The sequence below is a fragment of the Janthinobacterium sp. P210006 genome, assembly GCF_036231885.1.
Classification (GTDB): Bacteria; Pseudomonadota; Gammaproteobacteria; order Burkholderiales; family Burkholderiaceae_D; genus Janthinobacterium; species Janthinobacterium violaceinigrum.
Map to the genome: position 1 here is coordinate 226,016 of NZ_JAZARD010000001.1, position 14,209 is coordinate 240,224.

Here is a 14,209-nt window from a genome sequence, read left to right on the forward strand (position 1 = left end):
GGCGCGCCGCACGCAGTACGCGGCGTTTGATCAAGACCAGCGAGAGGGAAGCATGGCAATACGCGAAAATTTCACTTATACGGACATGGATTTGTGGCTCAATGAAAAGCGCGTCACGGAAATCGAATGCCTGGTGCCCGACCTGACAGGCGTGGCGCGGGGGAAGATCCTGCCGCGCGGGAAATTTACCCAGGAGCGCGGCATGCGCATCCCGGAAGCGGTGCTGGGCATGACGGTGACGGGCAATTACCCGGTCGACGACGGCGGTTATGACCGCGCCATTTCCAGCACCGACCGCGACATGATCTTGAAGGCCGATCCCACCACCATCACCATGGTGCCGTGGGCCACGGACCCCACCGCGCAAGTCATCCACGACTGCTATTTCGCCGACGGCATGCTGGTCGATTTCGCTCCCCGCTCCGTGCTGCGGCGCGTGCTGAAACTGTATGCGGACAAGGGCTGGAAACCCGTGGTGGCGCCGGAACTGGAGTTTTACCTGACGGCGAAGAACACGGACCCCGACCTGCCCTTGAAGCCGCCCATCGGGCGCAGCGGGCGGGCCGAGACGAGCCGCCAGGTGTACAGCATCGACGCCGTCAACGAGTTCGATCCCCTGTTCGAGGATATCTACGATTACTGCGAGCTGATGAACCTTGACGTCGACACCCTGATCCACGAGATCGGCGCGGGGCAGATGGAAATCAACTTCCTGCACGGTGATCCGCTGGGCCTGGCCGACAAGGTGTTTTTCTTCAAGCGCACCCTGCGCGAAGCGGCCCTGAAACACGATATGTACGCCACCTTCATGGCCAAGCCCATGGCGGGCGAGCCGGGTTCCGCCATGCACGTGCACCAGAGCGTCGTCGATGCGAAGACGGGCCTGAATATCTTCAGCAACGAGGACGGCTCGGCTGCGCCCATCTTCAAGCACTACATCGCGGGCCTGCAGCGCTACATGCCGTCGGCCATGGCCATCGTTGCGCCCTACGTGAATTCCTACCGCCGCATCGTGCGCCACACGGCCGCGCCCATCAACATCCAGTGGGGCCTGGACAACCGCACAGTGGGCTTCCGCGTGCCCGAGTCGGGCGTGCAGGACCGCCGCGTGGAAAACCGCATCATCGGCGCCGACGCCAACCCCTACCTGGCCCTGGCCGTGACCCTGGCCTGCGGCTACCTGGGCATGACGGAGCAGCTGGAAGCGACGCCGATGATGGTGGGCAGCGCGTATGACCTGAAATTCGAGCTGCCGCAAGGCTTGCCCGAAGCGCTGCAACTGCTGCGCGCGGAAGACAAGCTGCGCACGGTGCTGGGCGAGCGCTTCATCGACGTGTATGCGGCCATCAAGGACCTCGAGCACCAGGAATTCATGACCGTCATCAGTCCGTGGGAGCGCGAACATCTGCTGCTCCACGTCTAGGAAAGGATCGCAATGAGCACAACAAACAATCCGCTGGCGCCCAGCGCCGCGCTGGTCGCCTCCGTGGCGCAGAAAAACGCGGTGCCGCAGGTGTACGACACGGCCGCCATCCAGCAGATGGACTCGGCCCACTACCTGCACCCGTTCACCGATTTCCAGGATCTCGCCAACAAGGGTGCGCGCGTGATGGTGCGCGGAGACGGCGTCTACCTGTGGGATAGCCAGGGCAGGAAGATCGTCGACGGCATGTCGGGCCTGTGGTGCGTCAACGTGGGCTATGGCCGCACGTCGATTTCGCAAGCCGTGTACCGGCAGATGGAGACGCTGCCGTTCTATAACAGCTTCTTTGGCACGACCAACGTGCCGGCCGCGCAGCTGGCGGCCAAGCTGGCGCAAATCTCTCCGCCGCAGTTCCAGCATGTGTTCTTCACCAGTTCCGGCTCCGAGGGCAACGACACGAATCTGCGCATGTTGCGCCGCTACTGGGACATCCTTGGCCACAAGGAGCGCCACACCGTCATCAGCCGCCACAATGCGTATCACGGCAGCACGGTGGCGGGAGCGTCGCTGGGCGGCATGGATGGCATGCATGCGCAGGGCGGCATGCCGATTCCCGGCATCGCGCATATCGGCCAGCCCAATTACCTGGAGGCTGGCCATGGATTGACTCCCGAGGAATTCGGTATCAAGGCGGCCGGCTGGCTGGAAGACAAGATCCTCGAGATCGGCGCCGGCAAGGTGGCCGCCTTCATCGGCGAACCGGTGCAGGGCGCCGGTGGCGTCATCATTCCGCCCTCGACCTACTGGCCCGAGATCCAGCGCATCTGCGACAAGTACGGCATCCTCCTGATCGCCGATGAAGTCATCTGCGGCTTCGGCCGCCTGGGGCGCTGGTTCGGCTCCGAGCTGTTCGGCATCAGGCCCGACCTGATCACGTTTGCCAAGGGCGTCACGTCGGGCTACGTGCCGCTGGGCGGCGTGCTGGTGGGCGACCGCGTCGCCAAGGTCCTGATCGAACAGGGCGGCGAATTCACGCACGGCTTCACGTATTCCGGCCACCCCGTCGCCTGCGCGGCCGCGCTGGAAAACATCCGCATCATCGAGGAAGAACAATTGGTGGCCAAGGTGGCCGACGATACGGGACCGTACCTGAAGCAGTGCTTCGCCAGCCTGGGCGAGCATCCGCTGGTGGGCTATGCGGACAGCTGCGGCCTGGTCGCGGGCCTGAACCTGGTGCGCCGGAAGGGCGCCACCGTGCATGAGAACGAACTGTTCGACGAGGATCAGGGCGTGGGCATGATCTGCCGCGGCCACATGTTCGACAATGGCGTCATCATGCGCGCCGTGGGCGAGCGCATGATCGTCGCCCCGCCGCTGGTCATGACGCGCGCGCAGATCGACGAGATGGTGGGCTTGATCCGGGTGTGCCTGGACAAGACGTATGCGGACGTGCAGGCGAAGGGCTGGGTGTAGGTTTTTGCCCAATTTTGCCGCCATCTGCGCATTTTTTGGACCAGAATCGCGGCAGTTCCGCTAAACTTCCATCTTGGCCGCTACTATAGCGGCCAGTTTTTCATTTTGACACCCTCTTACCCAGAAGCTACCCACACATGACGATAGCAACACCTGCCGCGTCGGCCCGCGACGCCCAAGCGCCTTTTCTGCTGATTGATCAGCTGGTCAAGGAATTCGATGGCGTGCGCGCCGTCGATGCGATTTCCGTGACGATCAACAAGGGCGAGATTTTCGCCTTGCTGGGCAGTTCCGGTTGCGGCAAGTCGACCCTGCTGCGCATGCTGGCCGGCTTCGAGACGCCGACGTCGGGCCGCATCGCCCTGGCGGGCAACAGCATCGTCGATGTGCCGCCGCACCAGCGCCCCATCAACATGATGTTCCAGTCGTATGCGCTGTTCCCCCACCTGTCCGTGTGGGACAACATCGCCTTCGGCCTGCGCCGCGATGGCTTGCCGAAAGCGGAAGTGGCGGCGCGGGTCGAGCAGATGCTGGCGCTGGTGCAGCTGGGCCAATACGCGAAGCGCAAGCCGCACCAGCTGTCGGGCGGCCAGCAGCAGCGCGTGGCGCTGGCGCGCAGCCTGGCCAAGCGGCCGCAATTGCTGCTGCTCGACGAACCGCTGGGCGCGCTGGATAAAAAACTGCGCGAGCGCACGCAGATGGAACTGGTGAACATCATCGAACAGGTGGGCGTCACCTGCGTGATGGTCACGCACGACCAGGACGAGGCCATGAGCATGGCCACGCGCATCGCCGTCATGAGCGAAGGGCGCATCCTGCAAGTGGGCGCGCCCGGCGAAATCTATGAAACGCCGAACTGCCGCTTCGTCGCCGACTTCATCGGCAGCGTCAACCTGTTCGATGGCCGCATCACGGAAGACGAACCCGATCACGTGATCATCGACACGCCCGACGGCCGCCAGTATGTCGCGCACGGCATCACGGGCAACCTGGGCATGGATGTCTCGGTGGCCGTGCGCCCCGAGAAAATCGGCATCCAGATCGAACCCCCCGCTCTGGAAGAGCGCGTGTCGCCGGCCGAACATGGCTACAACTGCGCCCAGGGCGTGATCGTCGCCATGGCGTACTTTGGCAATGAAACCAGCTACCACGTGCGCCTCGACAGCGGCACGGTGGTGAAAGTCTCGCGCACCAACGCGGCCCGCCACGATGTCTCGCGCCTCGAGCGCGAGCAGCGCGTGTGGGTATGGTGGGATGGCGCCGACATCGTCGTGCTGACCAGCTGAGGCCATCATGACGTCCCTCCTGCAATCGCTGCGCCACATCGTCACCCTGCGCTGGCTCACGGGCCGCAATGCCGTCATCGCCGTGCCTTCGCTGTTCCTGGCGGCCGCCTTCCTGGTGCCGTTCCTGATCGTGCTGCGCATCAGCCTGTCCGACATGGACACGGCGGGCAGCCCGTTCGGTGGCTTGCTGTCGTACGTCGACGGCATCGTCGTGCTGAAGGTGAAAGTCGCCAATTACCTGTTCATCGCCGCCGATGAACTGTATCTGCTTACCTATCTCAGTTCCATCAAGTACGCGGCCATTACCACGGCCATCTGCCTGTTTATCGGCTACCCGTTCGCCTACTTCATGGCGCGCGCCAGGCCGTCCATCCGCCCCGTGCTGATGATGCTGGTGATGCTGCCTTTCTGGACCTCGTTCCTGCTGCGCGTGTATGCGTGGAAGGGCATCCTGGCCAACCACGGCCTGCTCAACGACCTGCTGCTGGCGCTGGGCGTGGTGAGCGAACCGCTGCACATGATGAATACCTCGTTCTCGCTGGTCGTCGGCATGGTGTACGCCTACCTGCCGTTCATGATCCTGCCCCTGTACGCCAACCTGGTCAAGATGGACATGCGTTACCTGGAAGCGGCGGCCGACCTGGGCGCCACGCCCTTGCAGGCGTTCTGGCGCATCACCGTGCCCCTGTCGAAGTCGGGCATCATCGCCGGCGCCATGCTGGTATTCATTCCATCCGTGGGCGAATACGTGATTCCCGAGCTGCTGGGCGGCCCGGAAACCCTGATGATCGGCAGGGTGCTGTGGGACGAATACTTCACGAACAACGACTGGGCCATGGCTTCGTCGGTGACGGTGCTGGTGATCCTGCTGATCCTCGTGCCGATGGCGATTTTTAACAAATACAAGACGGACCAGGACGCGGAGAAACAAGCATGAACGGACGTAATTTCCTGCAGCGCTGGTTCGGCCGCGGCTGGCTTTCGCTGGGCTATCTGTTCCTCTACCTGCCCATCATCGTGCTGATCGTCTTCTCGTTCAACAGCTCGCGCCAGGACATGGTGTGGAGCGGTTTTTCGCTGCGCTGGTACAGCGAGTTGATGAGCGACACGGAAATCATCTCGGGCTTCGGCCTGTCCTTGAAGATCGCCTTCATGTCGGCGACGTCTTCCGTCATCCTGGGCACGTTTGCCGCCTTTGCGCTGACCAATTACCAGCGCTTCCGCGGCCGCACGCTGTTCTCGTCCATGGTCAGCGCGCCGCTGGTGATGCCGGAAGTGATCATCGGCTTGTCCTTGCTGCTGATGCTCGTGTCCATGCAAAAGGTCTTTGGTTTTCCCGAGCGCGGCGTGCTGACCATCTGGCTGGGCCATACCCTGCTGGGCATGGCGTATGCGGCCGTGGTGGTGCAGTCGCGCCTGCAGGAGATGAGCAAGTCGCTGGCCGAAGCGGCCATGGACCTGGGCTGCCGCGCGCACCAAGTCTTCTTCCTCGTGACCCTGCCGAACATCACGCAGGCGCTCGCCTCGGCCTGGCTGCTGACGTTTACCCTGTCGCTCGACGACGTGGTGCTGTCGGCCTTCCTGTCCGGCCCCGGTTCGACGACCATGCCGCTGGTGATCTTCTCGCGCGCGCGCCTGGGGCTGGACCCGCGCGTGAATGCCATCGCCGCGCTGACCATTCTCGCCGTGACGATCGCCGTCATCGTGTATGCGGTGATGCTGGCGCGCGCCGACCGCAGACGCCGCAAGCAGATGTCTGCGGCGTATTCGGCGGACTAGGAGTAAGCTGGCGTCTTCACCTTTCAGGAGACGGCGATGACGGAAAACACCAGCTGGCATGCACGTGCCGCAGAGATCAAGATCGATGGCCGCGCCTTCATCGATGGCGAACGGATGGCGGCGAAGTCCGGCCAGACATTCGACAATCTGTCGCCCATTGATGGGCGCTCGCTGGGGCCGGTGGCGCGCTGCGATGGCGCGGACGTGGATGCGGCCGTGCAGGCGGCCCGCGCCGCTTTCGACGACCGCCGCTGGGCGGGCAAGTCGCCCGCGCAGCGTAAGCGGATACTGATCAAGTTTGCCGACCTGGTGCAGAAATACGGTCCCGAGCTGGCCCTGCTGGAAACCCTGGACATGGGCAAGCCGATCAAGTACAGCCAGAGCGTGGATGTGGGCGCCACGGCCAATTGCCTGCGCTGGTATGGCGAGGCGATCGACAAGATCTACGATGAAATTGCGCCCACGCCCGCCAACAGCCTGGCGCTGATCACGCGCGAACCGGTGGGCGTGGTCGCCGCCATCGTGCCGTGGAACTACCCGATGATCATGGCCGCCTGGAAGATCGCGCCCGCGCTCGCGGCCGGCAACAGCGTGATATTGAAACCGTCGGAAAAATCCCCGTTGACGGCCCTGCGCCTGGCCGACATCGCGCTGGAAGCGGGCGTGCCGAAAGGCGTCTTCAACGTGCTGCCCGGCTACGGCAACGAGGCAGGTGCCGCGCTGGCGCTGCACATGGATGTCGATTGCATCGGCTTTACGGGGTCCACGCGCACGGGGAAACTGATCGTGCAGATGGCGGGCCAGTCGAACCTGAAACGGGCCTGGACGGAACTGGGCGGAAAATCCGCCAACATCGTCTGCGCCGATTGCCCGGACCTGGACAAGGCCGTGGCCACCGCCGTCGGCGCCATCTTCTTCAACCAGGGCGAAAGCTGCAACGCACCGTCGCGCCTGTTCGTGGAAGAGTCGATCAAGGACGCATTCCTGGCCAAGGCCCTGGCCATGCTGCCCCGCTTCCAGCCGGGCGACCCGCTCGACGAAGCCACCGTCATGGGCGCCATCGTCGACGCCACGCAGATGAAGACGGTCATGGGCTATATCGCGGCGGGCAAGAGCGAGGGCGCGCAGCTGCTGGGCGGCGGCGACGCCGTGCGCACGGAGACGGGCGGCTACTATGTGCAGCCCACCGTCTTCGGCGTGGACGCCGGCATGACGATTGCGCGCGAAGAGATCTTCGGGCCCGTCTTGTCCGTGCTGGGCTTTACGGACATCGCCGAGGCGGTAAAGCAGGCAAATGCCACGCCGTACGGCTTGCAGGCGGCCGTGTGGACTTCCGACATCAGCAAGGCCATCCAGACGGCGCGCGCCCTGCGCGCCGGCACCGTGCACGTGAACCAGTACGACGGCGACGACATCACCGTGCCGTTCGGCGGCTACAAGCAGTCGGGCAACGGGCGCGACAAGTCCCTGCACGCGCTGGATAAATACACGGAGCTGAAGACGACGTGGATACAGGTGGGGTAGGTAAGCCGGAGCGGAGGACCGGGGGCAGACTGGGACGCCGAGTCCCTGAGGGTCTGACCCCGGCAGTCGGGGTTCTGCGAGCAGCCGCGAACCCCGATCAAACCATCAGAAGCAGTGTTCCAGCGCCGGGAAGCTGCCATCCTTGACGGCTTTCACATAGCCGATGACGGCGTCGTCGATGCTGGCCGCGCCTTCCATGAAGTTGCGCACGAAGCGCGCCTTGCGGCCTGGGAACACGCCCAGCATGTCGTGCATGACGAGCACCTGGCCCGAGCAGTCGGGACCGGCGCCGATGCCGATGGTCGGTATCGTCAGCATCTCGGTCACTTCCTTGCCCAGCTGCGAGGGCATCGCTTCCATCAGCACGATGGCGGCGCCCGCGTTTTGCAGCGTCAGCGCGTCGTTCTTCAGCTCCGTGGCGCTTTCCGTGCTCTTGCCCTGCACCTTATAGCCGCCCAGCTGGTGCACGAATTGCGGCGTCAGGCCGATGTGGGCGCAGATGGGGATGCCGCGCTCGGTGAGGAAGCGGACGATGTCGGCCAGCCAGGCGCCGCCCTCGATCTTGATCATATGCGCGCCAGCCTGCATCAGGATGACGGCATTCGCGTACGCCGTCTCGGGCGTGGCATAGGCGCCGAACGGCAGGTCGGCGAGGATCATGGCCGACTTGCTGCCGCGCGCCACGGCAGCCGTGTGGTAGGCCAGTTCGGCCACGGTGACGGGCAGGGTGGAGTTGTGGCCATTGCAGACCATGCCGAGCGAATCGCCGATCAGCAGGATCTCGACGCCGCAGCGGTCCATCAGCGACGCGAAGCTGGCGTCATAGCAGGTCAGCATGGTGATCTTCTCGCCGGCGGCGCGCAGCGTGGCCAGCGTATGGATGGTCACGGCCTTGTTGGCGACAGGCTTGGATGGCGCCGGCGCCGGTACGGCGGCCTTGTCTTTGGCGGCCAGATCTGTTCCTTGCAAATAAGCGGACATAGGTATTCTCTAGAGTGAAAGGGGGTGATGCGATTGCGACGCCGCTAGTGTAGTACTTTATGCGGCGCGCTGCAGGAGCGGCATTGTAGAGGATGCGAGCGAAACGGCTCAGAGCTGGCTGATGGCCTGGCCAGCCACGGCTGCCAGGTAGTCCTGCGCCGGCCCCAGGCCGGGTACGGAGATGGCGGGCGCCAGGGCCAGCAGCGGCACCAGCACGAAGGCGCGCTCGGTGAGGCGCGGATGCGGTACCGTCAGGGTGGTGCTGGCGATCTGTTCGTCACCGTACAGCAGCAAGTCCAGGTCCAGCGTGCGCGGGGCGTTGCGGTAGGGCCGCTCGCGCCCATGCGCCGCCTCGATGGCGTGCAGGGCTTGCAGCAGTTCCTCTGCCGGCAGGGTGGTCGCGATGCGCGCCACGGCATTGATGTAGTCGTCGCCGCTCGAATCGATGGGCGCCGTGCGGTAGCTGGCCGAGGCGTCCAGCAGGCTGGCGCCGGGCAGGCGCGCCAGGCGCGCCAGCGCATCCTGCACGTTGGCGCGCGCGTCGCCCAGGTTCGCCCCGATGCCGATGTAAGCGATAACTTGCGTTGCTGTCTGCATGGCTGCGTTTACTCGCCGCTGGTGCTGCCGGTGGTCGAGCCGCCCGTGCCCGTCTTGCTGCGCGTGCTGCGGCGTGGCGGACGCTTCTTCTTGACGGCGCCCGGCGCGGCATTGGCGCTGATGAGCAGCGCTTCGCGCGTTTCCTCGTCGCCTTCGTAGAAGGCCGTCCACCATTCGCCGATGTCCATGTCGATCTCGCCCGAGGCGCAGCGCAGCAGCAGGAAGTCGTAGCCGGCGCGGAAGCGCAGGTGTTCCAGCAGCTTGTACGGGGCCTTGCCGACCCTGCGCTCGAAGCGCGGCTGCATCGACCAGATGTCGCGCATGTCGGAGCCGATCTTGCGCTGCAGGGCCAGTTTTTCCGTCTGCGAATCGAGCACGTCGTCGGCCGCCAGGTGCAGCGCGGGGATGGTCGACTCGCCGGCGGCGCGGTAGGCCGTCCATTTTTCCAGCACCTGGTGCCACAGCAGCGAGGCAAACAAAAAGCCCGGCGAGACGGTCTTGCCGGCGGCGATGCGGGCATCCGTGGCGTCCAGCGCCAGGGTGACGAATTTCGCGCCCAGCGGCTGCTCCAGCACCACGTCGAGCAGCGGCAGCAGGCCGTGATGCAAGCCTTCCTTGCGCAGCTGCTGCAGGCAGGCCAGCGCGTGGCCGCTCATCAGCAGTTTCAGCATTTCGTCGAACACGCGCGGCGCGGGCACGTTGTTGATCAGCGGCGCCATGACGGGGATCGGCGCGGCGGTGGCCGGCTCGATGGTGAATTTCAGCTTGGCGGCAAAGCGCACCACGCGCAGCATGCGCACGGGGTCTTCGCGGTAGCGCTCTTCGGGCTTGCCGATCATGCGCAAGGTCTGGGCGCGGATGTCTTCCACGCCGCCATGGTAGTCCAGCACTTCTTGCGTGGCCGGGTTGTAGTACATGGCGTTGATGGTGAAGTCGCGGCGCAGCGCATCCTCGTGCTGCAGGCCGAAGGTATTGTCGCGCAGGACGCGGCCATGTTCATCCTTGGGCGCCGAGTCGGCGCCGGCGCCGCGGAAGGTCGTCACTTCCAGCAGATCCTGGCCGAACATCACGTGCACGATCTGGAAGCGCTTGCCGATGATGAAGGCGCGGCGGAACAGGCGCTTGACCTGCTCCGGCGTGGCGTTGGTGGCGATGTCGAAGTCCTTGGGTTTGACGCCCAGCAGCAGGTCGCGCACGGCGCCGCCGACGACGAAGGCTTCGAAGCCCGCTTCCTGCAGGCTGCTGGTGACGCGGATGGCATTCGACGACACCAGTTTCGGGTCGATTCCGTGTTGCGCAGGACCGAGCACCACGGGTGCCGTGGTGTCGCGCGCTGCCTCTTTTTTAACGCCGAGGATCTTGCGGATGAATTTTTTAATCATTGAATAAGTGGAGTGATGGCCAGCCGTGGAGGGATGCGTGTGCGCTCAAAGCGGTGTTGGGATTGGTCGCGACAGGGTGGGTAACGACGGACAGCAAGGGAATATCGTTGTGTGAATCGCTGTAAAAATAGCTGCGCTCGAACTGTCCCAGTTCCTTGCCCATCTTTTCCAGCCAGGCATGGGTGTGGGTCAGCTTGCCCGCGCCCAGGGTCGGCGTGCCCAGCAGCTTGCCCGTGACATTGCCCTCGGCGTCATATTCGGGCATGGCGGCCAGCAGGTGCTCGACGCCCAGCGCATCGGCGATGGGCTTGGTGATGAAATGGTTGGTGGCCGTGACGATGGCCAGCAGGTCGCCCGCGTCCTGGTGCTGTTTCAGCAGGGCCACGACTTCGGGGCGGATGGCCGGCAAGACCACTTCGGCCATGAATTGCTTGTGCAGCGCCTCCAGGCGTTCGCGCGGAAACTGCGCCAGGGTGCCCAGGGAAAACTCCAGGTATTCCACGGGGTCCAGGGTGCCGGCCTGGTATTGCGCGAAAAATTCGTCGTTGCGGCGGGTGAATTCGGCGGCGTCCACGGCACCGATGCGTACCAGGAATTCGCCCCACTCGTGATCCGAGTCGATGGGCAGCAGGGTGTGGTCGAGGTCAAACAGGGCCAGATTCATCATTCTTTCGCTTCCGCCTGCAGCAACTCGCGCAATAAAGGCAAGGTGATCGGGCGTTGGGTTTCCAGGGAGTAGAGGTCGAGAGAGTCCAGCATCGTCGACAGCGAACGCATGTCGCGCCGGAAATGGGACAGCAGATAGGGTAACACGCCCGGCGATAAGGTCAAGCCGCGGGTGGTGGCCGCCTGGGTCAGGGCGGCGATTTTTTCATCGTCCGTCAAGCCGTGGATTTGATAGATCAGGCCCCAGCCCATGCGCGTGCGCAAGTCTTCGCGCACGGGCAGCACGGCCGGCGGCACGGCGCCGCTGCACACCATGAACGCCTTGTTGGCGCGGATTTCATTGAACAGGGCAAAGGCGTCGATCTGCGCCAGCGGCGACAGCTTTTCGCAGTCGTCGAGCAGGTACAGATCCACGTCAGGCGAATACACGAATTCGGACTCGATCGAGAATGGCGAAATATAGCGCGCGCGCTCGGTGCTGGCCAGGGCCTTGAGCAGATGGCTCTTGCCGGCAGCCAGTTCGCCCCACAGGTAGGCAAAATGTTCGCGCGAGGTACGCGCGGCGAACTGGCGCATCAGCTGCGCCACTTCGGCATTCTGTCCCACCTCGAAGGTATCGAGGCTGTGCGCCTGGTCTGTGCCTAAATCGAGCACCAGTTGTTTCATGGCGTACGCCTTGTCCTGTTTTTCATTACTGCATGTGCATCGTGGTATTGCTAGGTTGATATGATATCCGCTTTTATTAGGTATTATAGAAGCTGCTGGAGAGGTAGTGGCGTCTTAGATGCTTAAAAGCGACCATCAGGACGGCAGAAGCAGGCAAAGCCAGCAGAACGCCGACGAAACCAAACAGTTGTCCGAAGGCCAATAAGGCAAAGATCACGGCCAGCGGATTCAAGCCGATGCGCTCGCCTACCAGGCGCGGCGTGAGGAAAAAGCCCTCGATGACCTGGCCGCAGCCATAGATGACGGCCACGGCGATCACGCCGCTCCAGTCGGCAAACTGCAGCAGGGCGGCGATCAGCGCCAGCATCAATCCCAGGCCGAAGCCCAGGTAGGGAATAAACACCAGCAAGCCCGTGATGATGCCCACAGGCAATGCCACTTCGAAGCCGGCGATGGCCAGCGCCACCGAGTAGTACGTGGCCAGCACCAGCATGACGAGCAGCTGGCCGCGCAGGTATTGCGCCAGCAGGGTGTCAACTTCCTGCGCCATGCCCACCGTGCGGCCCACCCAGCGGCGCGGCACGGCGCCGGCGATGCGCGCCAGCATCGGGTGCCAGTCCAGCAACAGGTAGAACAGCACCACGGGGATCAGCACGACGGTGGCCAGCCAGCCCAGCACGGCCGTGCCGCCGATGCGGGCCGAGGCCAGCACGGTGCTCCAGATTTCATCGCCGCTGGTGGCCATCTGCTGGCTCAGCATGCGCTTGATGCCCGTGCCGTCCAGGCGCACGCGGATGCCCAGGTCGCGCAGTTTGGGCGCCAGGAATTCGTTGGCCTTGCTGAGAAACTGGGGAATCTGCGCCTGCAGCAGGGGGATTTCCTTCTGCAGCACGGGCACGACGATCAGCACCAGCGCCGTAATCGCGAGGAAAAACAACACTACGACGATGAGCACGGCCAGGGGGCGGGGCAGGTAAAAACGTTTGTAGTGCAGCCGCTGCAGGCGGTCCACGCCGGGATTGAGCACGTAGGCGAGGATGGCGGCGGCCAGGAAGGGCGTCAGGATGGGGCCCAGGCTGACGAGCAACAGCAAAAATGCCAGCCAGACCGCGATCCAAAATGCTGTTTGCTTCTGTTCGGCGGTGATCGGAAATGGCATGGAGTTGTGTTGTTGCGTTAAAAAAAGGCAGTTAATTACGAAATCGCGGGGGCAGTTTGATAAAATAGCGTCTTGATCGACCGAATTCACCGGCTGGCCGCCTGTCGCAGGATGTCAAAAACATCCGTGCGCGCGCGTGCTGGCGGGTATCCGCCTTCTATTTTACCGCCTCCGCTGCCACCACACCATGAACCAGACTTCTAATGTTTCCCTTTCCTACCGTGACGCTGGCGTCGATATCGACGCAGGCGACGCTTTAGTCGAAGCAATCAAGCCGTTTGCCAAGCGCACCCTGCGCGAAGGCGTGATGGGCGGCCTGGGCGGTTTTGGCGCCATGTTTGAAATCAGCAAGAAGTACAAGGAGCCGGTGCTGGTTTCGGGCACCGACGGCGTGGGCACCAAATTGCGCCTGGCGTTCGAACTGAACCGCCATGACACGGTCGGCATCGACCTGGTCGCCATGAGCGTCAACGACATCCTGGTGCAAGGCGCCGAGCCCCTGTTCTTCCTCGACTACTTTGCTTGCGGCAAGCTGGACGTGGCGATCGCCACCGACGTCATCAAGGGCATCGCCCAGGGTTGCGAACAAGCCGGTTGCGCGCTGATCGGCGGCGAAACGGCGGAAATGCCGAGCATGTATCCGGCCGGCGAATACGACCTGGCAGGTTTTGCCGTCGGCGCCGTGGAAAAATCGAAAATCATCGACGGCACCAAGATCGCCCCGGGCGATGTGGTGCTGGGCCTGGCCTCGTCGGGCGTGCACTCGAACGGCTATTCGCTGGTGCGCAAGATCATCGAAGTGGCCAAGCCGGACCTGGAAGGCGACTTCCACGGCCGCAAGCTGGCCGACGTGCTGATGCAGCCGACGCGCATCTACGTCAAGCCGCTGCTGGCGCTGATGGATGCCATGGAAGTCAAGGGCATGGTGCACATCACCGGCGGCGGCCTGGTGGAAAACATCCCGCGCGTGCTGCAGCCTGGCCTGGTGGCCGAGCTGGACTCGAAAGCATGGACCATGCCGCCGCTGTTCACGTGGCTGCAACAGCACGGCGGCGTGGCTGACGCCGAAATGCACCGCGTCTTCAACTGCGGCATCGGCATGACCGTCATCGTCTCGCAGGAAAACGCGGACGCCGCCATCGCCCAGCTGCAAGCGGCCGGCGAAACCGTCTCGCGCATCGGCACCATCCGCGCCCGCGTGGGCGACGAGCACCAGACCATCGTCATCTAAGTTGTTTTTCGCATGAAAAAGGCAGGCACTCGCAAGAGGCCT

At 63.8% G+C, this 14,209-nt stretch carries 13 protein-coding genes; 7 read left to right on the forward strand and 6 right to left on the reverse strand.

The features are described from left to right. Positions 1-52 precede the first annotated feature (52 nt). The 6 genes from VPH41_RS01035 to VPH41_RS01060 all read left to right on the forward strand — a co-directional run bounded on the left by VPH41_RS01035 (position 53) and on the right by VPH41_RS01060 (position 7,485). A complete protein-coding gene (locus VPH41_RS01035) occupies positions 53-1,423 on the forward strand; it encodes a glutamine synthetase family protein (protein ID WP_152284186.1) in 1,371 nt (456 codons plus the stop codon). Positions 1,424-1,435: 12 nt separating this feature from the next. Further along, positions 1,436-2,896, forward strand: coding sequence for an aspartate aminotransferase family protein (locus VPH41_RS01040; protein ID WP_328568683.1), 1,461 nt, complete (start codon positions 1,436-1,438; stop codon positions 2,894-2,896). A gap of 137 nt (positions 2,897-3,033) precedes the next feature. Further along, positions 3,034-4,182 carry an ABC transporter ATP-binding protein gene (locus tag VPH41_RS01045; protein WP_328568684.1) on the forward strand — a complete coding sequence of 383 codons (1,149 nt, stop codon included), beginning with the start codon at positions 3,034-3,036 and terminating at the stop codon, positions 4,180-4,182. Between the two features lie 7 nt (positions 4,183-4,189). Further along, on the forward strand, positions 4,190-5,119 hold the full coding sequence (locus tag VPH41_RS01050; RefSeq protein WP_152254919.1) for an ABC transporter permease subunit: 930 nt from the start codon (positions 4,190-4,192) through the stop codon (positions 5,117-5,119). Further along, positions 5,116-5,961: an ABC transporter permease gene (locus VPH41_RS01055; RefSeq protein ID WP_152254920.1), complete on the forward strand. Its 846-nt coding sequence runs from the start codon at positions 5,116-5,118 to the stop codon at positions 5,959-5,961. The genes VPH41_RS01050 and VPH41_RS01055 overlap by 4 nt, the downstream gene beginning before the upstream one ends. A gap of 36 nt (positions 5,962-5,997) precedes the next feature. Further along, positions 5,998-7,485: an aldehyde dehydrogenase gene (locus VPH41_RS01060; protein WP_328568685.1), complete on the forward strand. Its 1,488-nt coding sequence runs from the start codon at positions 5,998-6,000 to the stop codon at positions 7,483-7,485. 105 nt (positions 7,486-7,590) lie between these two features. Here VPH41_RS01060 and panB read toward each other — a convergent pair whose 3' ends face one another. The 6 genes from panB to VPH41_RS01090 form a co-directional block, all read right to left on the reverse strand. Next, positions 7,591-8,466, reverse strand: a complete 876-nt coding sequence (gene panB / locus VPH41_RS01065; RefSeq protein ID WP_328568686.1) for a 3-methyl-2-oxobutanoate hydroxymethyltransferase — start codon at positions 8,464-8,466, stop codon at positions 7,591-7,593. Positions 8,467-8,574: 108 nt separating this feature from the next. Then, on the reverse strand, positions 8,575-9,063 hold the full coding sequence (gene folK, locus VPH41_RS01070) for a 2-amino-4-hydroxy-6-hydroxymethyldihydropteridine diphosphokinase (RefSeq protein WP_328568687.1): 489 nt from the start codon (positions 9,061-9,063) through the stop codon (positions 8,575-8,577). Positions 9,064-9,071: 8 nt separating this feature from the next. Beyond that, positions 9,072-10,445, reverse strand: coding sequence for a polynucleotide adenylyltransferase PcnB (gene pcnB / locus VPH41_RS01075; protein ID WP_328568688.1), 1,374 nt, complete (start codon positions 10,443-10,445; stop codon positions 9,072-9,074). Continuing rightward, the gene (locus VPH41_RS01080) at positions 10,438-11,109 is read right to left on the reverse strand and encodes an HAD family hydrolase (protein ID WP_152284238.1); all 672 of its coding nucleotides are present in this window, start codon (positions 11,107-11,109) and stop codon (positions 10,438-10,440) included. The genes pcnB and VPH41_RS01080 overlap by 8 nt, the downstream gene beginning before the upstream one ends. After that, positions 11,109-11,777, reverse strand: coding sequence for a DnaA regulatory inactivator Hda (gene hda, locus VPH41_RS01085; protein ID WP_058048421.1), 669 nt, complete (start codon positions 11,775-11,777; stop codon positions 11,109-11,111). Before hda ends, VPH41_RS01080 begins: the two co-directional genes overlap by 1 nt. Before the next feature lie 76 nt (positions 11,778-11,853). Further along, on the reverse strand, positions 11,854-12,936 hold the full coding sequence (locus tag VPH41_RS01090) for an AI-2E family transporter (protein WP_328568689.1): 1,083 nt from the start codon (positions 12,934-12,936) through the stop codon (positions 11,854-11,856). 187 nt (positions 12,937-13,123) lie between these two features. Here VPH41_RS01090 and purM point away from each other — a divergent pair, with 187 nt between their 5' ends. Beyond that, entirely contained in the window at positions 13,124-14,167 is a 1,044-nt protein-coding gene (purM, locus tag VPH41_RS01095) for a phosphoribosylformylglycinamidine cyclo-ligase (RefSeq protein WP_034788683.1), read from the forward strand. Positions 14,168-14,209: the final 42 nt, after the last annotated feature.